The sequence below is a fragment of the Variovorax sp. Soil_C_17 genome, assembly GCF_057657265.1.
The window spans coordinates 221968-242211 of the sequence record NZ_JBDGIT010000004.1 but is presented as its reverse complement, the minus strand read 5'-3'; the positions used below and the strand labels follow the sequence as shown (position 1 = coordinate 242211).

The 20244-nt window shown below is 66.9% G+C and carries 20 protein-coding genes and 1 pseudogene; 8 read left to right on the top strand and 13 right to left on the bottom strand.

What is annotated here, in order from left to right:
• Nucleotides 1-30: 30 nt before the first annotated feature.
• The 5 genes from AC3A6Y_RS21220 to AC3A6Y_RS21200 all read right to left on the bottom strand — a co-directional run bounded on the left by AC3A6Y_RS21220 (nt 31) and on the right by AC3A6Y_RS21200 (nt 5062).
• On the bottom strand, nt 31-1479 hold the full coding sequence (locus AC3A6Y_RS21220; RefSeq protein WP_487870199.1) for an FAD-binding oxidoreductase: 1449 nt from the start codon (nt 1477-1479) through the stop codon (nt 31-33).
• 7 nt (nt 1480-1486) lie between these two features.
• Nucleotides 1487-2083: a DAK2 domain-containing protein gene (locus AC3A6Y_RS21215; RefSeq protein WP_487870198.1), complete on the bottom strand. Its 597-nt coding sequence runs from the start codon at nt 2081-2083 to the stop codon at nt 1487-1489.
• The gene (locus AC3A6Y_RS21210; protein ID WP_487870197.1) at nt 2083-3081 is read right to left on the bottom strand and encodes a dihydroxyacetone kinase subunit DhaK; all 999 of its coding nucleotides are present in this window, start codon (nt 3079-3081) and stop codon (nt 2083-2085) included. Before AC3A6Y_RS21210 ends, AC3A6Y_RS21215 begins: the two co-directional genes overlap by 1 nt.
• A 77-nt stretch (nt 3082-3158) precedes the next feature.
• On the bottom strand, nt 3159-4139 hold the full coding sequence (locus AC3A6Y_RS21205; RefSeq protein WP_487870196.1) for a Bug family tripartite tricarboxylate transporter substrate binding protein: 981 nt from the start codon (nt 4137-4139) through the stop codon (nt 3159-3161).
• A 32-nt stretch (nt 4140-4171) separates the two neighbouring features.
• Nucleotides 4172-5062 carry a dihydrodipicolinate synthase family protein gene (locus AC3A6Y_RS21200; RefSeq protein WP_487870195.1) on the bottom strand — a complete coding sequence of 297 codons (891 nt, stop codon included), beginning with the start codon at nt 5060-5062 and terminating at the stop codon, nt 4172-4174.
• A gap of 210 nt (nt 5063-5272) precedes the next feature.
• On the opposite strand from AC3A6Y_RS21200, the gene AC3A6Y_RS21195 reads away from it, so the two are divergent.
• Nucleotides 5273-6007 carry a GntR family transcriptional regulator gene (locus tag AC3A6Y_RS21195; protein ID WP_487870194.1) on the top strand — a complete coding sequence of 245 codons (735 nt, stop codon included), beginning with the start codon at nt 5273-5275 and terminating at the stop codon, nt 6005-6007.
• A gap of 85 nt (nt 6008-6092) precedes the next feature.
• Here the strand turns inward: AC3A6Y_RS21195 and AC3A6Y_RS21190 are convergent, their stop codons facing one another.
• From AC3A6Y_RS21190 to AC3A6Y_RS21175, 4 genes are all read right to left on the bottom strand, one after another.
• Nucleotides 6093-6749, bottom strand: a complete 657-nt coding sequence (locus AC3A6Y_RS21190) for a flavin reductase family protein (protein ID WP_487870193.1) — start codon at nt 6747-6749, stop codon at nt 6093-6095.
• Nucleotides 6750-6777: 28 nt separating this feature from the next.
• Nucleotides 6778-7767, bottom strand: coding sequence for a tripartite tricarboxylate transporter substrate binding protein (locus tag AC3A6Y_RS21185; protein ID WP_487870192.1), 990 nt, complete (start codon nt 7765-7767; stop codon nt 6778-6780).
• 290 nt (nt 7768-8057) lie between these two features.
• Nucleotides 8058-8189, bottom strand: coding sequence for a hypothetical protein (locus AC3A6Y_RS21180; RefSeq protein WP_487870509.1), 132 nt, complete (start codon nt 8187-8189; stop codon nt 8058-8060).
• A gap of 48 nt (nt 8190-8237) precedes the next feature.
• A complete protein-coding gene (locus AC3A6Y_RS21175) occupies nt 8238-9455 on the bottom strand; it encodes a cytochrome P450 (protein WP_487870191.1) in 1218 nt (405 codons plus the stop codon).
• Nucleotides 9456-9650: 195 nt separating this feature from the next.
• Here AC3A6Y_RS21175 and AC3A6Y_RS21170 point away from each other — a divergent pair, with 195 nt between their 5' ends.
• Nucleotides 9651-10859, top strand: a complete 1209-nt coding sequence (locus AC3A6Y_RS21170; RefSeq protein ID WP_487870190.1) for an ABC transporter substrate-binding protein — start codon at nt 9651-9653, stop codon at nt 10857-10859.
• Between the two features lie 176 nt (nt 10860-11035).
• Here the strand turns inward: AC3A6Y_RS21170 and AC3A6Y_RS21165 are convergent, their stop codons facing one another.
• Genes AC3A6Y_RS21165 through AC3A6Y_RS21150 form a run of 4 tightly spaced genes read right to left on the bottom strand, consistent with a single transcriptional unit; the run spans nt 11036 to nt 16309 of the window.
• Entirely contained in the window at nt 11036-13015 is a 1980-nt protein-coding gene (locus AC3A6Y_RS21165; RefSeq protein ID WP_487870189.1) for an oxidoreductase, read from the bottom strand.
• A gap of 14 nt (nt 13016-13029) precedes the next feature.
• Nucleotides 13030-13761, bottom strand: coding sequence for an SDR family NAD(P)-dependent oxidoreductase (locus tag AC3A6Y_RS21160; protein ID WP_487870188.1), 732 nt, complete (start codon nt 13759-13761; stop codon nt 13030-13032).
• Nucleotides 13762-13781: 20 nt separating this feature from the next.
• A complete protein-coding gene (locus tag AC3A6Y_RS21155) occupies nt 13782-14612 on the bottom strand; it encodes an SDR family NAD(P)-dependent oxidoreductase (RefSeq protein ID WP_487870187.1) in 831 nt (276 codons plus the stop codon).
• Complete coding sequence (locus tag AC3A6Y_RS21150) at nt 14612-16309, bottom strand: FAD-dependent oxidoreductase (RefSeq protein ID WP_487870186.1); 1698 nt, start codon at nt 16307-16309, stop codon at nt 14612-14614. Before AC3A6Y_RS21150 ends, AC3A6Y_RS21155 begins: the two co-directional genes overlap by 1 nt.
• Before the next feature lie 32 nt (nt 16310-16341).
• On the opposite strand from AC3A6Y_RS21150, the pseudogene AC3A6Y_RS21145 reads away from it, so the two are divergent.
• From AC3A6Y_RS21145 to AC3A6Y_RS21120, 6 genes and pseudogenes are all read left to right on the top strand, one after another.
• Nucleotides 16342-17005 (top strand): annotated as a pseudogene (locus tag AC3A6Y_RS21145) (ABC transporter ATP-binding protein); the annotation flags it as partial.
• A 104-nt stretch (nt 17006-17109) separates the two neighbouring features.
• Entirely contained in the window at nt 17110-17232 is a 123-nt protein-coding gene (locus AC3A6Y_RS21140; protein ID WP_487870508.1) for an ABC transporter ATP-binding protein C-terminal domain-containing protein, read from the top strand.
• Nucleotides 17232-17945 (top strand): ABC transporter ATP-binding protein, encoded by a 714-nt coding sequence (locus AC3A6Y_RS21135; RefSeq protein ID WP_487870185.1) that lies wholly within the window; start codon nt 17232-17234, stop codon nt 17943-17945. Before AC3A6Y_RS21140 ends, AC3A6Y_RS21135 begins: the two co-directional genes overlap by 1 nt.
• 14 nt (nt 17946-17959) lie before the next feature.
• Complete coding sequence (locus AC3A6Y_RS21130; protein ID WP_487870184.1) at nt 17960-18832, top strand: branched-chain amino acid ABC transporter permease; 873 nt, start codon at nt 17960-17962, stop codon at nt 18830-18832.
• A 2-nt stretch (nt 18833-18834) separates the two neighbouring features.
• Nucleotides 18835-19872, top strand: a complete 1038-nt coding sequence (locus AC3A6Y_RS21125) for a branched-chain amino acid ABC transporter permease (RefSeq protein WP_487870183.1) — start codon at nt 18835-18837, stop codon at nt 19870-19872.
• A 32-nt stretch (nt 19873-19904) separates the two neighbouring features.
• Complete coding sequence (locus tag AC3A6Y_RS21120; protein WP_436309161.1) at nt 19905-20228, top strand: 2Fe-2S iron-sulfur cluster-binding protein; 324 nt, start codon at nt 19905-19907, stop codon at nt 20226-20228.
• The last annotated feature ends 16 nt before the right edge of the window (nt 20229-20244 follow it).

Below are 20244 nucleotides of genomic sequence, written 5' to 3'. Positions count from 1 at the left end.
GGCCGAACTTCTCCGTTGCATTGCTGCCCGTCAGCGTTCATCGGGCAGCTCGGACCGCTGACCGGTTCGCGGTACGTCCGGCAGCATCTTTCCCGGGTTCATGATGCCGCGCGGGTCGAGCGCATCCTTCAGCGCGCGCATGAGCGCCACTCCTTCGGCGTGCTCGGCCGCGAGCTGATGGATGCGGTGCAGGCCAATGCCATGTTCGCCGGTGCAGGTGCCGCCATACCGAACAGCCCGCATCGACACCCGCTCGGCCAGGGCCTCGGCACGCGCGCGTTCGTCGGGGCTGGCGGGATCGAACACGATGCCAAGATGGAAATTGCCGTCGCCGGCGTGGCCGACCAAGGGTGCCGTCAGACCGCTGGCACGCACGTCCTCGCGGGTCTCCATCACGCAGGCGACGAAATTCGAAATCGGAACGCAGGCGTCCGTGCCGATCAGGGCGGAACCGGGCCTCAGCGCGATATTGGCGTGGTAGCACTCATGGCGCGCCTTCCAAAGTCGCGTGCGATCTTCCGGACGCTCGGCCCACGCGAAGCCGCTGCCGCCGGATTCCTCGGCGAGCGATTGCATCGTGGCGACCTGCTCGCGAACGGCCGCCGGCGATCCATGAAACTCGATGAACAGTGTCGGCAATGCCTCGAACTCGTCGAGCTTCGAGTAGCGCTTGCAGGCGTCCATCTGCACCTCGTCGAGCAGTTCGATTCGTGCCAGCGGCACGCCGAACTGAAGGGCGCCGATGACCACTGAGATGGCAGATTCCAGGTCCGGGAACTGGCACACGGCTGCCTGCACCATTTCCGGCAGGCCCCACAGGCGCAGCTGCACTTCGGTGATGAAGCCCAAGATGCCTTCGCTCCCGACGAACAGGCGTGTCAGGTCCAGACCGGCGGCGCTCTTGCGGGCGCGGGTACCGGTGCGCACGGTACGCCCGTCGGCCGTGACGACCGTCAGGCCCAGGACGGCGTCGCTCATCGTGCCGTAGCGCACCGCTGCGGTGCCCGATGCGCGTGTCGATGCCATGCCGCCGAGGGATGCATTCGCGCCGGGGTCGATCGGGAAGAACAGCCCCTGCCCGCGCACGTGCGCGTTGAGCTCTTCGCGCGTCACCCCTGCCTGCACCCGGCAGTCAAGCGCATCCGCGTCGACCTCGAGGATCGCATTCATTCTGGAAAGATCCACGCAGACTCCCCCATGCACGGCAGCAACGTGGCCCTCGAGCGAGGTACCGGTGCCGAACGGAATCACCGGTACCTGCGCATCGAAGCAGGCGCGCGCCACGAAAGCGACGTCTTCGTTGTTGAGCGCAAAGACCACCGCATCGGGCGGCGCAGAGTCTGGCACCCCTTCGCCGTGGCCATGCTGCTCGCGCACCGCGACGGTCGTGCTGAGGCGATCGCCAAACCGCTCGCGCAGCCGCGGCAGCAAGCTCAGCACATCGCGTGCGGTCTCCTCGCGTGACTTCAGGAAATTCATGTCGGAACTAGAGTGCGTCAACCATGCGCAGCAGCGCCACCATGCCGGGGTCGTCCATGCCGATCGTCTTGTCGGCGAACATGCGGGCGCGGCCGATGCGGTTGGGCTTGTCGCGGAAGGCGTCGAGCGCGCCGCGCGCCGCGTCGCTGGCCAGGCGGCGGGCTTCGGCGCCTTCGGGCGATGCGGCGAGCGCCGTCTGGATGGCATGCAGGCCGTCGAGCACCGTCTTGTCTCCCAGGTTTGCGCCACCGCGCGCCGAGAGCGTTGTCACCACGTCGGCCAGCAGCGCGGCGACCTGCGAACGGTCGAGCCATGTCACGCCGGCGCAGCGCTTGGCGCTGGTCATGAGGGCCACGGTCAGCAACGTGCCGAAGCTTGATCCCGACGCCCTGGCCGAGGCCTGCGCACAGCGTTTGAAGATGCCTTCGAGGGTGTCGGGCATCTCGGGCAGGGCCTCTTCGATCAGCGTGGCGCACTTGTCGAGCGTGGCGCCGAGGTCGGCGTCGCCAAGGCGGCCGTCGAGTTCGTTGAGCTCAGGCGCGGCGGCGTGCACGCCCGCGCACCAGCGGGGCAGCGCGGCCGAGAGGGTGGCAGCGTCCAGCATCAGCGCACGCTCCAGAAGGGACAGTCCGCCGGCGCCGCAAGCAGTGCCTCCAGTTCGGCGTCGAGCTTCATGACGCTGAGCGACACGCCGGCCATCTCCATCGAGGTGGCGTAGCGGCCGACCAGGGGGCGCACGATGGTCACACCCTGGGCCGCGAGGGCGGCCGCCACGCGGCGGAAAAGGATGTAGAGCTCTTCCACGGGTGTCGCCCCCAGGCTGTTGACCAGCACGGCAACACGATCGCCGCGCGCCGGCGCAAGTTCCGGCAGCAGGTGCGCAAGCATCTCGTCGGCCAGCGCGTCGGCCGATTTGAGAGCCCCGCGCCAGATGCCCGGCTCGCCATGGATGCCCATGCCGAATTCGACTTCGTCTTCCCCGATGGCAAAGGAAGCCTTGCCGGATTCCGGCACCACGCAGGGCGAGAGCGCCACTCCGATGGAACGGCACGCGTCGTTCGCCTTGCGTGCCAGCGCCGCCACCGCCTCCAGGTTCGCACCACCCGCTGCCTTGGCGCCCGCGACCTTGTAGACGAGCACGAGTCCGGCCACCCCGCGGCGCTTCTCGCGCTGTGCGGCGGGCGCACTCGCCACATCGTCGGCGACACGGACCGATGCGACCGACATGCCATCGAGTTCGAGCATCTCGGCAGCCATGTCGAAGTTCATGCGGTCGCCGCCGTAGTTGCCGTAGAGTTGCAGCACGCCGGCGCCGCCGTCAGCTGCGCGCATCGCCTCGATGCAGTCGTCCATGCGCGGGCCGGCGAAGACGTTGCCCACGGCGCAGCTGTCGAGCAGGCCGTCGCCGACGTAGCCGAGGAAGAGCGGCAGATGGCCCGAGCCGCCGCCGGTGACGATGCCCACTTTTCCGCGCACGGCGCCGCTGCTGCGCGCCACCACGCGGCCGCCTTCCCCGCGGCGCTGCAACTCGGGATGGGCCAGGCACAGGCCGTCGAGCATTTCGTCGACGTAGGCGTTCGGGTCGTTCAGGATCTTTTTCACGATGCTTTGTCCATTGCGTTGAGGTCGCGCGCAGGCCGGCGCCGGCTTGTGCTCGGCGCCCTTGCGCTTGGGCCGGATCAGTCGGCCTTCAGGCGGCCATCCTTGGTGGCCTGCGAGGCCAGTGCGTACTCGGCGTCGAGCAAGCGTGCGAATTCCTGGGGCGTGCTGGAGTAGGCGACGCTGCCGAGTTCGCGGGCGCTGTTCACCGTCTGCGGATCCTTCACGGCTTGCGCAAGCGCAGCGGCGAGCTTGTCCTGAACCGCCTTGGGCGTCCCGCTGGGCGCAAGCACCCCGACGTAGGTTGTGCCATCGATCTCGCCGAAGCCGAGCTCCGCGACGGTCTGGACGCCGGGCAGCGATGGATCTTGCGTCGGCCCCAGCACGGCGAGCGGCTGAAGCGCGCCGCCCTTGATGTGCTGCAGTGAACTGCTGACCTGGTCGAAGTGAACATCGACCTGTCCGCCGATCAGGTCGATCAGTGCAGGACCCGAGCCCTTGTAGCTAACGACCGTGAATTTGGTCTTGAGCAGAGTCTCGAGTTGCAGCAATGCGAGGTGGTTGGGCGTACCCGGCCCGGAATGCGCGGCGATCAGCTTGCCCTCGCCGGAACGCGCGTAGGCGGCGAGCTCCTTGAAGTTCTTGAACCTGGTTTCGTTCTTGCGCGCGAGCAACACCATCGAACCCTTGTTCACCAGGCCGAGCGGCGCAAAGTTCGACCGGCTGTAGCTCGTCTTGACCATTTCCGGAACCGTGACCACCACGCCGGCTCCGCAAAGCAGCAGGGTGTATCCGTCAGGGGCGGCGCGAGCGACCTGCATTGCGCCGATCGAGCCGCCCGCGCCCGCTCGGTTGTCGACGATCACCGACTGCCCCAGTACCTTGCCCAGCGCCACCGCCACTGTTCGCGCCACGATGTCGGTGTTACCGCCCGGCGCAAAGGGGACGACGATCGTCACCGGCTTGCTGGGAAACTCCTGGGCCCATGCGGGCGCTGACAATGCGCTGCCCGCAGCGGCAATGGTTCCGAGCTTCAGAAGCTCGCGACGTCGGATATTCATGATTCGTGTGTCTCCTCGGATGAAGCCAGCTGTCAAATGTCAAAGCGCAGCACGTCGTCGAGCGCGGCCTTGATCCTGGCCAGCTGGGCGTCGCTGGTGGGCGGCATGGGTGCCCGCGGCAGGCCGGCGTTGCAGCCTTGCAGCGTGATGGAGGTCTTCAGGTTCGCAGGAAGGTTGTCCGCGACGATCGCGTTCCAGAAGGCCAGCATGGACTTGTGCATTTCCAGCGCCTTCACGTGGTCGCCGGCCTGCACCGTGTTCCACAGGTTCACGCACACGCCCGGCAGTGCCGCCGGCGTTGCGGCGATCGTGCCGTGCGCGCCCAGGGCGAACGACGAATACAGCAACGCATCCACGGCCGAATAGACCTTGCAGCCCGCGGGCACGCCGAGCAGCAGATCGGCCATCAGCTTGAGATCGCCCTGGCTTTGCTTGATGCCCTGCACGCCGGGCAGATCCTGCATGAGGCGGATCATCTGCGCCGGGTTCAGGTAGTTCCACGGCACGACGTTGTAGATGATGACGGGGATGTCGACCGCCTCGGTCAGCGCCTTGAAGTGGCGGTAGGTGGCGTCTTCATCGGGCTTGAAGAGGTAGTGAACCGGGGTGACCTGCAGCGCCGCAATGGGAAGGTGCGAGATCGCCTTGGCACGGTTGATGGCATCGCGCGTGCTGTTCGAAATGATGCCGGCAACGATCGGCACGGCCCCCGCCACCTCGTCCGCGGTGATCTCCAGCAGGCGCTTGAATTCATCGATGGTCAGCGTGTGGCCCTCGCCGCTGCTGCCACCGGGGCAGACCCCATGCACCTTCTTGTCCAGGTTGAAGCGGATAACCCTGCGATAGGCCGCTTCGTCGATGTCGCCGTCGGCGGTGAAAGGAGTGACAAGGGGAGGTACGACGCCGGTCAGTTCAAGACTCATGAAAGTGCTCCGTTCTGCAGTTTGGGTGGGGAGAGGGCGCAACAAGATCGCGCCGTGGAGCACACTATATGCGTTCTGACATGTCAGCGCAATCTCAGTAACAATTTGGAATGGCCGGGTGTGGTTCTTCTAATCTGTCAGCTGCCGCGAGCCTTCGTCCTGGCGTAAAGTCGTGCCATCCGAGCGACCAATCAGCCGGGAAGGATCTGGATGAATGCGACAAAGAAAAAACCCGCGCCTGCGCCACCTGCCGTGTCGCAGCGAACTCTGGCCTACGAGAGTTTCCGGCGGCAGATCCTGAGCGCGAAGATTCGCCCGGGGCAGTTCGTGTCGCAGCGCGAACTCACCCGCCTGCTCGATCTGCCTCTGGGCGCCATCCGGGAAATGATTCCCCGTCTGGAGGCGGCCCGGTTGATCGTGACCGTGCCAAAGCGGGGCTTGCAGATCGCGCCGGTAGATCTGAAACTCATCCGCAATGCATTTCAGGTGCGCAGCATGGTGGAGCGGGAGGCAGTGCGCCACTTCCTGCGTTCGGCATCGGACGAAGAACTGGCGCGCATCGAAGAGAAACACCGTGCGATCCTCGAGCGCGCCAACTCGTCCCAACCCGACCCGACGCTGGACGCAGATGCGCAGACGGTGGATTGGGGCCTGCACGACACGATGGTGGACAGCATCGGCAACGAGATCCTGTCCGAGATCTACCGGGTGAACAGTTTGCATGTGAGGCTCATACGCCTCGACGCCGGCCTGGTTCGGCCGATGCGCATCGTTCCGGCGATGGAGGAACACTTGGCTTTCATCGCCGCGCTGAGGGCGCGCGATGAGGACAAGGCAATCGAATGCATCAGCGAGCACATCGAGCGCTCCAGGGCGCGTGTTCTTGATGCAATGCTCGGGTCGGATCAATCACGCTCGATGAAGACGAGTACCGCTTCCGCGTAGCGCGCCGGTGGTGGCGCAGCACAGCAATACCGCACGGACGGTGGCCGGGCCGCATGTCCTTGCATGTGTCGAGTTGCGGATGCTGCTATCCCCTGCCGTGCGACGACGGGCTGCTGGCGCCCTCGAGCCGCGCGATCTGAAAGACATTGTCTGGCGAGACCTGGACATAGTCATTCATTCCGCCAGCCCGCATGATCGGATAGGCTTCGGCTGTTTGATAAACGCCGTTCTTCAGAAGTCTCTTGTCGATGTACACGGCCACCACCTCGCCCAGCACGAGCCAGCCACCGATCTTTTCGCCTCCAGTGTTGCGGAACTGCACGATATCGATCACCTTGCATTCCATGGCCGCGCGGCTCTCACCTACCCGCGGGACATTGACCTTGCGACCTGGCAGGGCCGTGAGGCCGGCGAACGGAAACTCGTTCTCGCCGTGCGGAAGCGGGGCCGAGGTCTGGTTCATCTGATCGCCCAGCTCGCGGGTGACCAGGTTCCAGGTGAACTCGCGCGTTTCCGATGCGTTCTGAACGCTATCTTTCCAGGCGATCGAAGAAAATCCGATGATCGGCGGGTCGTAGTTGAACGCGTTGAAGAAACTGTAGGGCGCGAGATTGACTCGCCCCTGCGCATCGCGTGACGAGATCCAGCCGATGGGCCGCGGCGCGACCAGCGCATTGAGCGGGTTGTGGCTCAGCCCGTGGCCGTTGGCCGGCTCGTAGTAGTGAAAGTCTCGAACGATCATCGTATGGGTCCTTCCCTGCGCGGCCGCGCTATTGCGCCACCAGATTGAGGGTCTTGGCGATGTTGATGAACTTTTCGCTCTCTGCGCGCAAGAACGAAGCTGCCTTTTGCGGCGTCATCGAGTCCAGCCTGCGCAAGCCCTGCGCGGTCGCGAGCGCGAAGAACTCCGGACTGTCGTTCCACTCGTGGAAGGCCTTGCTCAGGCGCGCGACAACGGCGTCGGGTGTCCGCGCGGGCGCGAACAAGCCCGTCCAGATGCCGAACTCGAAGTTCTTGAATCGAGCGTTCTCGCTCAGCGTGGCGAGGTCCGGCAGGAGCGGATGTCGCTGGGCGCTCGCGATCGCGATGGCCTTGATCCGCCCGGTCTGAATCATTCCCAGGATCGGCCCCGCAAGAGGAACAAACGCGAGGTCCACCTCGCCGCCTCCCACGGCGGTGGCTAGGGGAGCGATGCCTTTGTACGGCACCTCTAGCAACTTGGCCCCGAGCCGCCCGTGGAATTCAGCGGCCGCGAGATGGGCGAGCGTGCCCTGGCCCCAGTGCCCAATGGAAAGCTCTTTCGCGCCAGGCTTCTGCATCTGCTCGACGAGCGCGTTGAGGGTGTCGAAAGGGCGGTCAGGATGGGCTACGAGGACCATGTCCGCGCTGCCGAACGAGCCGATGAGCTTGAAGCTGTCGAACGTGTACTTGGCGGAAGCGACCGTGAGCGGCGCCACCACGAAATCCGGACCCGCAGTGGCGAGCAGCGTGTACCCGTCGGGCGACGCGTTCAACACGTTCATTGCCGCGATGGAACCGTTCGCACCGGGCATGTTGTCGATCACGAGATTCTGTCCAAGGGCGCGCTGCAGCACCGGCGCGGATGGCCGCACCGAAGCGTCGACCCCGAACCCGGCCGGGTAAGCGACCTTGATCAGGATCGATTTGTTCGGATACGGCTGCGCGGCGGCAGTCGCGGCGCCGCAAAGCGCGACCACGACAAGAGCGGCATCAACGAGTCTGCGAGTCAGTGTCTTCATGTTCTGTCTCCGTGCGCCGGTCAAAGCCGGCAAAGTGCTGTGAACGAAAGAGTCATGTCGAGGGCGGTGCGCTGCTGCATATGGATGACCAACAGGGCAGGGGGCAGCACTCGCTAAGGTTTGCCTAACGTACGTTTAGTAAACGAAGGCTATGTTGTAGTCCGTGCATTGTCAACAAGGATTTCCCTCCACGGTTCGACTCGGCCCTGGGCTTGGCGCGAGGGCGGCTGCTGCACGGAATCGGGCGTGTTGTGCGCGGCTGGTCGGTGTTGAAGGGGGATCGACCTTGTCTACGCAACGGCGCTGGTGGCCGTGAGGTCTCGCCCCCGAAGGGTAGCTGCCCGCGCCGAATTCGTAGGCTCGATCTTGACCACGTCGGCGCCCAGTTCGGCCGCCGTCTCGGCAGCGAAAAGGCCGGCGATCAGCCGGCCCGTTTCAAGGCTCTCAGGCCGGACAACGGCCCGTGGGGCTCACGCTGGAACAATGCGCATCGGCAGCTTGTCGAGGGTGCGCATCTGGTTGATCGGGCGGTAGGTGGCGGGCGCGGTCAGCTCCATGCTGACGACGCGGCGGGCGAGGGCGCCGATCAGCGCCTCCGACTCCTGCCGGGCCAGCATCTGGCCGATGCAGGCGTGAATGCCGCTGCCCAGGGCCACGTGATTGCCGGCGAGGGCAGGGCGGTCCACGTCGAAGCGGTCTGCATCGGGGAACTGGCGCGGGTCGCGGTTGGCGGCGCCCATGAAGACGCCGATCTTGGTGTCCGCATCCAGCCGAACGCCCGACAACTCGGTTGCACCGCGCGTGGTGCGGTAGGTCACCTGGAACGGGGTCTCGTGGCGGATGCCTTCCTCGAAGGCCGCTTTCACCTTGGCCGGCTCGCTGCGCACGCGCTGCCACTGTGCGGGGTTCTTCGCCAGCTGGTGCAGCGTGAAGCCGATGCCGGCGATGGTCGAATCGGTGCCGCCGCCCACGAAGCTGCGCACCACGTTGGAGGCGATGCCCTCGTCGAGTTCGCCGGCATCCTCGGCGCGGAACAACAGTTCGGCGATCGAGTCGGGGATCACGCTCTGGCGCGACACACTTTCCTCGAACCACGCCAGGTAGGGCTGGGCGGCCTCCATCGCGCGCTCGTACAACGCGTTTCGGGGGCCACTCTGGTTGAAGCGCATCTCGCCGATGGCCAGCGTCTCGGTGCGTGGCAGACGCACGCCGACCGCCGCCGGGAAGGCTTCGAGGATGAAGCGCTCGGCGCAGTCTTCCACGCCATCGAACTCGCGCCGCTCCAGCAGCTGGTCCACGAGCACGTCGGCCTTGCGATCGAAGCCTTCCTTCCACTTGCGGATCACCAGTGGCGAGAGCAGCCGCGTCACCACCGTGCGGATCTTGGTGTGGTCCGGCGGGTCGGCCTCCAGCAGCCGGCTGGGGATGCGGAAATCGCCCGGTTTACGGATGTCCTGAATGCCGATGCCACCGGCATTGGTGAAGCGAGCGTGGTCGGACAGCACCGTCTTGGCTTCGGCATGGCGGCCCACGGCATAGACGCCGTGTGCCTTGATGAACGCAACCGGCCCGGCTTCGCGCAGCGCTTCATGGAACGGATAGGGATCGCGCAGCACCTCGATCGAATAGGGATCGATGTCCAGCACGGGCGCGTCACGAAGTGCGTTGGCTTCGGCGGCGTTAGTCATGCACAGGCTCCTTGCTTGGGGATGCGAGGAATTTAGGGTTTGGCCTTTCGAGCGTCTGTCCCCTTTCCGGGGACGCCCCTTGGCGGCATTCCAGCGAATGCGGCCATCCTGTCACTCGGCACGGGGACAGACGTCTTCCCTGCCCCTTGATTTACTTGCGCCACCGAATCCGATCCCACGACTCCAGGAGACATCATGCGCGCTTCCCTTATTGCCCTGCTGGCCGGCACCACCCTTGCGGTCGCCGTGCCGGCCCAGGCCCAGAAGAACTATGGTCCCGGCGCCAGCGACGCCGAGATCAAGCTGGGCCAGACGGTCGCCTACAGCGGCCCCGGCTCCGCCTATTCGATGGTGGGCCGCATGTCGGTGGCCTACTTCAAGATGCTCAACGAGACGAAGGGCGGCATCAACGGGCGCAAGATCAATCTGCTGTCGGTGGATGATGCCTACAGTCCGCCGAAGACGGTGGAAGTGACGCGCAAGCTGGTCGAATCCGACCAGGTGATGGCCATGGTGAACTCCATGGGCACCGCGGCACAGACCTCCGTGCAGAAGTACCTGAACGCCAAGAAGGTGCCGCAGCTGCTCTTCTACGCGTCCAGTCCCGGCCTGCACGATTCCAAGGCCACGCCATGGACGGTGCCGTTCTCCTTCGCCTACGACATCGAGGGATCCATCTACGGCAAGTACATGGTCGAGGCCCGGCCCGACGCGAAGATCGGCGTGCTGTACCAGAACGACGACGTGGGCAAGTCGTACATCCGCGGCTTCCGCAAGGCGCTGGGCGCGAAGCAGGCCAACATCGTCAAGGAGGTCAGCCAGGAGATGAGCGACCCGACCGTCGACTCGCAGATCCTGCAGCTGCAGGCCTCGGGCGCGGACACGCTGGTGGTGTTCACTTCCAACAAGGCACAGGCGCAGGCGATCAAGAAGGTCGCAGCCATCGGCTGGAAGCCCTTCTATATCGTGCCCTACGTGTCCAGCTCGATCACCGGCGTGCTGACGCCGGCCGGTCTGGACAACTCGGTGGGCCTGGTCTCCAGCTACTGGTTCAAGACGCCGTCGGACCCGACCTGGTCCGACGACAAGGCCATGCAGGACTACCTGGCCTTCTTCAAGAAGTACCTGCCCAACGACGATCCGGGTGACACCACTTCGGTCTACACCTACATGGGGGCGCAATTGACGGCGCTGGCGCTGGAGCGCTGCGGCGACAACCTGACGCGCGAGAACCTGCTCAAGCAGATCCAGGGCCTGAAGGACGTCGAACTGGGCATGCTGCTGCCCGGCATGAAGATCAACTTTCGCCAGGACGACTACTACCCGATACGCCAGGCGCGCCTCGCCAAGTTCGACGGCAAGTCGTGGAAGCCGATGACGGAACTCATCACGATCGATCGCTGATCCACGCTCCAGTCAAGAGGCCGCGTCAGCGGCCTCTTCGTCATTTCACAGGCCAGGGCTGCTCATGATCGACTTCGGAGCTCACGCCGCAGGAGTGGTCCACGCTGTTCGGCGACCCGCTGATGGCGGCAGCGCGTGCGGACTGACGCGCCGCCCGCATGGCGGGTGGGTCGCGCTCATGCAAGCGCCTGCGCTTCCCGAAAGCCCTCGAGCACCGCGTCGTCCACTTCGCGCGGCGCCACGCAGTCGCCGATGCGGCGCACCGGCAGCCCGCGCGCCTTCAGCTGGTGATAGAGCGCGTCATCGCTGGTGCGCAGCATGGACAGAACGACAGTGTCGGCCGCCACCGTCTCGGCCGGGCCGCCCAGCGTGCTGCGCAGGATGGCCTTGCCGGCTTCGATGCGCTCGACCGATGTGGAGGCGCGCAGCACGACGCCGGCTTGCACCACCCGCGGCATGAGCCATGGCCAGTCCAGCGTGGCTTCGAGCTTGCGGCCGAGCAAGCCATCGGCCGTGACGACGGTCACCTCGCGGCCCGCCGCGGCCAGGAGCCGTGCCAGGCCCAGCGGCAGGTAGTCGCCGTTGTCGTCGATGATCAACACGCGCCGGCCGCAAGCCGACAGGCCGTCGAGTGCTCTGAGCGCGTCGACCACGTGCGGCAACGCCGCCCCCGGGATGGCATCGCGGTCGGTGCGGAACATCGAGAAGCCGCTGGTCTGCCAGCTCGCGCCCGTCGCCACGATCACTTCGTCGGCGTCCGCCGCTGCCACCGCGTCAGCCGTGGCTTCCTTGTTCAGGACGACGTCGACGCCTCGCCGTCGAGCCGAGGCCTCCAGGTCGTCGACCAGGAAGTTCCACGAGGCATAGTCCGGAAGCAGGCCGGCCTTGCGGATCTGGCCGCCGAGCTGGCCGCTGCGTTCCCAGAGCGTGACCTTGTGCCCGCGCTGGGCCGCGGTGTCGGCAAACTTGAGCCCGCCGGGACCGCCGCCGATCACCAGCACCTTCTTCGCCGCCACGACAGGCCTCGTCACCACTGCGCCGAACTGCAGCTCGCGCCCCGCCGCCGGATTCACCGTGCAGCTCACGTTCTGCCCGAGCCTGCGCCAGCAACCCTGATTGGCACCGACGCAGCGGCGGGTCTCGTCGAGGCGGCCCTCCCGTGCCTTCCTCACCATCTCGGGATCGGCAATGTGCGCACGCACCAGGCCGACCATGTCCGACTGCCCGCACTGCACGATCTCCGCCGCCTTCTGCAGGTCGCGCACCGAACCCTGGATCAAGAGCGGGATGCGGCCGCCGAGCGCCTCGCGCACACGCGCCGCGTTGGCCGCGAGCGGTGCCGTCTCGCCGCTCGACTGCGGCGGCACCAGCTTGTGGTTCTGGTGGTAGTCCGTGTGCGACAGGCACACGTGGTCGAACAGCCGCGCCTGCTCCAGCAACTGGAGCACGCGGATGGTTTCGTGAGGCGTGGTGCCAACGTCCCCCAGGTACTCGTCCAGGCTGAGCTTGATGCCGACGACGAAGTCGCTGCCGCAGCGCTGTCGCACCGCCTTGCCGATCTCCAGCGCAAGGCGCGCGCGCCGGTCGGTGTCGCCGCCCCAGGCGTCGTTGCGCCGATTCCAGTAGGGCGACAGGAAGTTGCTCAGCAGGTAGCCGTGCGAGCCGTGGATCTCCACGCCATCGCCGCCGCCCGCCCGGACGTTGGCGCAGGTGGCGGCGAAGCCCTCGATCACCTCGCGGATGTCCTCCTCCTCCATCGGCTTGGGGCTGGCCCGATGCACCGGCGAAGGGATCTGCGAGGGCGCCATCACCGCGCCCCACAAGCCGATGTCGTCTGTGCGCCGCGTGCCGCTCGCGCCCATGTGCGTGATCTGCACGAACACCGGCACGCCCTGCTGCTTGCTCGGTGTCACGAACTTGTGGACCGCATCGGCCCAGGCCGGCTCCCACGGCGAGACGCCGGCGCGGGCGCTGGCCGGGTGCACGTGGAAGCCGTGCGTGACGATCAGCCCCACGCCGCCGCGTGCGCGCTCGGCCAGGTAGGCGCCGTACTCCGCCGGCGGCAGGCTCACCTGGTGCGCGGGCAGGTAGATCCGGTTGCGCGCCTGCAGGTGGCCAATGTCGATCGGGTTCCAGAGAACATCGAGCTGCTGCATCTGGCACGCCCGCCTCAGGAGAAGCACATGCCTCCGTTCACGTCCAGGACGGCGCCCGTGGTGAAGCTGGCGCCGCGCGAAGCGAGGAAGGCGGCCGGCCAGCCGATTTCGTCCGGCTGGCCGAGGCGCTTCATCGGGTACTGGTCCACGGTGAAGGGCTGGTTGGCGGAGACCAGCAGCGGCGTGAGGATCGGTCCCGGGGCGACGCCGTTGACGACCACGCCGGAAGCCGCGGCCTGGCGCGCGAAGTAGCGCACCAGCGCCGACAGGCCGCCCTTCGATGCCGCGTAGGCGGGCTCCACCGCGAGGGTCGAGCCGGCATTGCGCGCCGCCATCGAACTGGTGAGCACGATGCGGCCGCTGCCGCGCTTCATCATCGCGGGAAGCACGGCGCGCACGAGATTGAGCGGGCCCTTGACGTTGACGGCCATGGTGCGCTCGAAGAGCTGTTCCCACTCGTCGCCGCCGTCCAGCCAGTCGCCCTTGACGTAGTAGCCGCTGGTGTCGATCAGCGCGTCGATCTGGCCGATATCCTCGACCAGGGCGTTGACGTCCTCGCGCTTCGTGTTGTCCAGCGCGGCGGCGCGGGCTTTCAGCTCGCCGGCCAGCTCGGTCGGCGCCTTCAGGTCGGCAATGAAGAGCTCGGCACCCAGTGCGGCGCACACGCGCGCCGTGGCGCCACCGATGGCACCGCCGGCGCCGGTGATCAGGATGCGCTCGCCGCGCAGGTCGAACAGGTTTTTCATGGGGGGTTCCTTCGAGAGAGTCATTCGGGTGGGCCGTAGGCGCCGGCTTCCATCAGCGCGCGCGATCCCAGGTCGGCGCCGTTCCAGCGCGTGAAGAAGCCGGCGGAGCTGCCGCCGTCCACGGTCATGACCGAGCCGGTGACATAGCTGGCTGCATCCGACAGCAGAAAGAGGGTGGGGCCCGCCTGCTCCTGCGGCCGGCACAGGCGCCCGAGCGGGTTGCGGTCCACCATCGCGTACTGCAGATGGTCCGGCGGGATGTTGGCCTTCAACAGCGGTGTGTCGACCACGCCGGGCGCCACCGCGTTGACGCGCACGCCGAAGCGGCCCCATTCGATGGCCAGCGCGCGGGTCAGACCGATCACGCCGTGCTTGGAGGCGCTGTAGTGCGCGCGTCCCGCATGGCCGCCCAGGCCGTCGATCGAGGCGATCGTCACGATCGCGCCGCGCTTGCGCTCCACCATGCGCCTGCCCACCGGCTGCACCGAACGGAACATGCCGCTGAGGTTGACGTCCAGGCAGCGGGTCCAGATCTCGTCGGGCATCACGTGGGCGGCCGAGGGCGGCGAGATGCCCGCGCAGGCCACCATGCCGTCGATGGCGCCGAGCGTCTGTTCGACAAGGGCGACGGTCGCCTCGCACGCTGCGGGATCACGCACGTCCATCGTCTCGGCCGTTGCCTCGGCGCCCAGCTCGCGCAGCTCGATGGCAACCTGTTCGGCCCGTTCCGCGACTGCGTCGACGACTGCCACCTTCGCGCCGCCACGCGCCGCCTCGATGCCGATCGCGCGGCCGATGCCGCTGCCGCCCCCCGTGATGAAAATCACGCGGTTTTGCAGTCCATAGTCCATCACGCCACCTCCGCAAGTTGTTTGCGTTCGATCCGTGCGCGGCCCTGGGCCATGTGGCGCGCCGCGATGTAGCCGAAGGTCATGGCAGGGCCGATGCTGCTGCCTCCGCCGGGGTAGCGGCCGCGCATCATCGAGTTCATGTCCAGACCGGCGGCGTAGAGGCCGGGGATGGGCTGCCTTTGCGCGTTCAGCACCTGGGCGCGTCCGTTGGTGTCGAGCCCGCCCACCGTGCTCAGGTCGCCCGGATGAAGCGCGACCGCGTAGTACGGACCGATACCCACAGGGGCGACGGCGGGATTCGGCTGGTGCGTCTGGTCGCCGCGGAATCTGGAATGGGCGTCCGCCCCCTTGCCGAACTCCGGGTCTTCTCCGCGCCGCGCCGCTTCGTTGAAGCGCCGAACCGTCGCTTCCAGCTGGACAGCGTCGACGGCGATCTTGCTCGCCAGCTCGGCCAGCGTCGCCGCCTCCACCAGATAGCCGGCATCGACGAAGGGCTGCGGGTTGAAGGGCTGCGGCCGCGCCAAGCCCAGGCCGTAGCTGCGGACGAATTCGCGGTCGGCGATCAGGTGCACCTTGGTGAAGCCGCGCTCGTGCATGGTGCCCACGAAGGTCTGGTAGGACGTGCCCTCGTTGACGAAGCGACGGCCTTGCGGGTCCACCGCGATACAGCCCGGCATCGCGCGGTCGATGAAGATGTGCGGGTACTTGACGACGCTGCCGTCCGGCTTGCGCAGCAGCGACACCGGCGTCCAGATGCAGTCGCCCGCGTGCGCGGGGTCGTGCACCGCACCGGCTGCCAGGCCCAGGCGGATGCCGTCGCCGACATTGCCGTCCGGCTGCAGCGAGTGATGGTGCTCGGCGAACGGGATGTACCTGGCGCGCATCTTCTCGTTGGCGCCATAGCCGCCGGTGGCCAGCAGGACGCCTCGGCGCGCTTCGATCGCGATGCGATGAAAGTCGCGCTGCACCAGCACGCCGCGCACGGCGCCTTCTTCGACGATCAATTCCAGCGCGGGCGTGTTCTTCCACAGCGTGACACCGGCCCGGATCGCCGAGTGGAACAGCCGCGCCGCCAGCGCATTGCCGTTCACCAGCCGGGTCCCGCGGCCGTGGCGCACCTTGTCGACAACGAAGCGGCGCATCACCTTGGCGGTGTGCCTGAAGCCGGCCCAGGTCTTCAGCGCATGGCGCATCGGATGGATGTCGGCGCCTTCGACTTGCATGCTGCCGAACAGCATCAGCTGCGGCAGCGGCATGCGCAGCTCGGCCAGGCGTTCCCCCAGCAGGCGGCCATCGAACTCCGGCGTCAGCAGGGAGCGGCAGCGCGCGGCGCCGGGCAGATCGCTTTCGTAGTCGGGCAGCGGGAAGGGCTTGAAGCGCACGTCCGAATGGCGCTCCATGAACTCCAGCATGGCAGCGGCGTTGTCCAGATAGCTGGAGACCAGGTCTTCGTCGAAGGCCTCGCCCAGCACGGCACGCAGGTAGGTTTCGGCCGCGGCGCGGCTGTCGTCCAGGCCGATCTGCTTCATCACGTGGTTGCAGGGGACCCAGGGTGCCCCCCCGGAGTAGGCCGTGGTGCCGCCGAACAGCTGGGTCTTTTCCACCACCAGCACTTCGAGGCCAAGCTGGCGTGCGGTGATGGCGGCCGTGAGGCCGGCGGCGCCGCTGCCGATGACCACGACGTCGGTTTCGATCATGGGAATGCCTTTGAGGGTGAGTGCTGTGCCGAATGTGGCAGCGGCTCACCGGGGTGTCAGTCCCCGTGGCAAGGGACAACGCAGCGCAGTACCACCGGCAGGGGACAGACGCACCTGCTTCGGGCACGAATACTCCTCCCATGTCTTCCACCTCCCAAGCCCTGCTGCGGGTGAGCGACCTTTCAGTCCGCTTCGGCGGCATCGTCGCGCTCGACGGCATTTCGTTCGACGTGCGCCGCGGCGAGATCTGCGGCGTGATCGGACCCAACGGCGCCGGCAAGACGACGCTCTTCAACTGCCTGAGCCGTCTGTACACGCCCGCGACCGGCACCATCACCTTCGATGGCGCCGATCTGCTGGCGAAACCGCAGCATGCGATCGCCGCCGCCGGCATCGGCCGGACCTTCCAGAACGTGGCGCTGTTCCCGGCCATGACGGTGCGCGAGAACGTGATGGTCGGCCGTCATTGCCGCACCGGGACCGGCTACCTGGCCAACGCGTTCCGCCTGTCTGCGGTGCGGCGCGAGGAGGTCGAGGTGCGCGAATGCACCGACCGCCTGCTGACCTTGCTGAACCTCGACGACATGGCCGACACGCCGGTCAAGTACCTGTCCTTCGGCACCCGCAAGCGTGTCGAGATGGCGCGTGCGCTGGTGGCCGATCCGAAGCTGCTGCTGCTGGATGAGCCGGCCGCCGGTTTGAACCACGAGGAAGTCGACGGCCTGCGCCAGCTGATCTCGGACGTGCGCGATCGCTTCCAGGTCACCGTGCTGCTGGTGGAGCATCACCTCAACCTGGTGATGCGCGTGTCCGACCAGGTGGTGGCCATGAACTTCGGCCGCAAGATCGCCGACGGCCCGCCCGCGCAAGTGCAGGCGGACCCGGAGGTGGTGCGTGCCTATCTCGGAACGGAGACCGCCTGATGGCCGCCCTGCTGGAAGCGAACAACGTCGAGGCCTTCTACGGCCCCACCCGCGTGCTCAAGGGCATCAGCTTCGAGGTGGCCGAAGGCGGCATCACCACCATCCTCGGCGCGAACGGTGCGGGCAAGACCAGCACGCTGCGCGCGATCAGCGGCCTGGTGCGGCGCACCGGCGAGATCCGCTTCGCGGGCCAGCGCGTCGATGGCTACACCACCGAGAAGATCGCCGCGCTCGGCATCGCCCACGTGCCCGACGGCCGCGGCACGCTGGTCAACATGACGGTGGAGGAGAACCTGCGCGTCGGCGCGTACCTGCGCCGCAGCAAGAAGGAAGTGGAAGAGGGCATGGAGCGCATGTTCGGCTACTTCCCGCGACTGCGCGAGCGCCGCCAGCAGCAAGCCGGCACGCTCTCCGGCGGCGAGCAGCAGATGCTGGCCATCAGCCGGGCCCTGATGCAGCGGCCCAAACTGCTGCTGATGGACGAGCCCTCGTTCGGCCTGGCGCCGCTGATCATTCGCGAGATCTTCGACATCATGCGCGTCATCAACAAGCAGGAGGGCGTGAGCATTCTGCTGGTGGAGCAGAACGTCGCCCGCGCGCTCGATCTGGCCGACCACGCCTGGCTGCTGGAGACCGGAAGCACCGTGATGTCCGGCACTGCCAAGGAACTGCGCGACGACGAGCAGATCCGCCGCTCTTATCTAGGTTTCTGACAAGGACGCACGTCATGTACAGCCTGCTGCAACAGCTCGCCTCCGGCATCGCCATGGGCGGCATCTATGCCTGCCTGGGGTTGGCGCTGGTGATGATCTACCAGTCCACCCATCACATCAACTTCGCGCAGGGCGAGATGGCGATGTTCTCCACCTTCATCGCCTTCCTGCTGCTCAAGTGGGGGTTGCCTTACTGGGCTGCCGCGCTCGCGACGCTGGCCTTCGGCTTCGTGGCCGGCTTCGCCATCGAGCGTCTCGTGCTGCGGCCGCTGGGCGACGTGCCGGAGCTGTCGGTGATCGTGGTCTTCATCGGCCTGTTCGTCGGCATCAACTCGCTGGCCGGCTGGATCTTCGGTCACCAGCTGGAACCCTTCCCCAGTCCGTTCCCGGACAAGGTGCCGGGCGGCACCACGCTGATCTCCGGCCACGAGCTGGGGACCGTCGTCGTGGTCCTCCTGGTCATGGGGATTCTTTTCGCCTTCCTTCGCTTCACCAAGGTGGGCCTTGCGATGCGCGCCTCGGCAGAGAACCCGGTGTCCTCGCGCTTGGCCGGCATCCCGGTATCGCTGATGCTCTCGCTCGGCTGGGGCCTGTCGGCCCTCATCGGCGCAGTCGCGGGGCTGATGGTGGCGCCGGTGGTCTTCCTCGAGCCCAACATGATGGGCGGCGTGCTCATCTACGCCTTCGCCGCGGCACTGCTGGGCGGCATCGACAATCCCTGGGGCGCGGTGGCGGGCGGCCTGATCGTCGGCGTGATCGAGAACCTGGCGGGCACCTACGTGGTCGGCACCGAACTCAAGCTCTCGCTGGCCTTGGTGCTGATCGTCGGCGTGCTGCTGATCCGGCCCTCCGGCATCTTCGGTCGCAAACTGGTGGCGAGGGTCTGAGCATGTCGACACTGCCCGTTTCCTCCAGCCAGCCCTCCCGCTCGGCCGCGCCGCCCGCCATGGCGGCGGGATGGTCGTGGCGCCCGGTCGTCCTCGGCGCTCTGGTGCTTGCTGCCCTGGCCGTACCGTTCGTGCTGTCCGACTACCGAATCTTCCTCGCCACCATGACGCTGATCACGGCGATTGCGGTGCTCGGGCTGAACATGCTGGTCGGCTACAACGGCCAGCTCTCGCTGGGCCACGGCGCGCTCTACGCGCTGGGCGCCTATGTGACCGCGGTGCTGATGGAGCACGGCGGCTTCGCCTGGTGGGCCACGCTGCCGGTGTCGGCCGTCGTCTGCTTCGCCTTCGGCTTCCTGTTCGGCTGGCCGGCGCTGCGGCTCAAGGGCCACTACCTGGCGCTCGCTACCTTCGCGCTGGCGCTGGCCACGCCGCAGTTGCTCAAGCACAAGGCCCTGGAGCCATGGACCGGCGGCGTGCAGGGCATCACCCTGCTGAAGCCGGAGGCGCCCTTCGGGCTCGATCTGTCGGCCGACCAGTGGCTCTACCTGGTGGTGCTGGCCATGGCTGCCTTTCTGTTCGTGTGCGCCTGGAACATGTTGCGCGGCCGATTGGGCCGGGCCACCGTCGCCATCCGCGAGCAGCCGATCGCCGCTTCTGCCATGGGCATCAACGTGCCCTATGTCAAGGCCATGACCTTCGGCATCAGCGCGCTCTACACCGGCGTCGCCGGCTCGCTGGGCGCAATCGCGACGGCCTTCGTCGCGCCTGACAGCTTCGGGATGTTCGTCTCGGTCTTCTTCCTGGTCGGTGCCGTGGTCGGCGGTCTCGGCACGATCTCGGGCGCGCTGGTGGGCGCCGCCTTCATCCAGTTCATTCCCAACGTCGCCGACCAGATCTCGAAATCCGCGCCATCGGCCATCTTTGCCGGCTTCCTGATCCTGTGCATGTTCTTGATGCCGCAGGGTTTCGTCGGCCTGCTGCGCGATGGCCTGCGCCGCCTGCGCGTGCGGGCTCAACGTCCCCGGCGAGGGGACTGACGGCGGCTCGCGCCTCAACGAAAGTCAGCACCATGCCACGCGTCATCTATATCCATCCCAATGGCGAACGCGACGAAGTCGAGGTCGCCAACGGCCAGAGCCTGATGCTGGCCGCCACGGCCAACGACTTGAATGGCATCGTCGGCGATTGCGGCGGCGTGATGAGCTGCGCCACGTGCCACGTGATCGTGGACGACGCATTCACCGCGTTGTTGCCGCCGCCGGTCGATACCGAGCACCAGATGCTGGACTACACCGCCGCGCCGCGCGAAGCGGGCAGCCGGCTGTCCTGCCAGATCGTCATGACCGACGCGCTCGACGGGATCGCCGTGCGCATCGCCGATCCACAACTGTAAGAACCGAACCCAACCG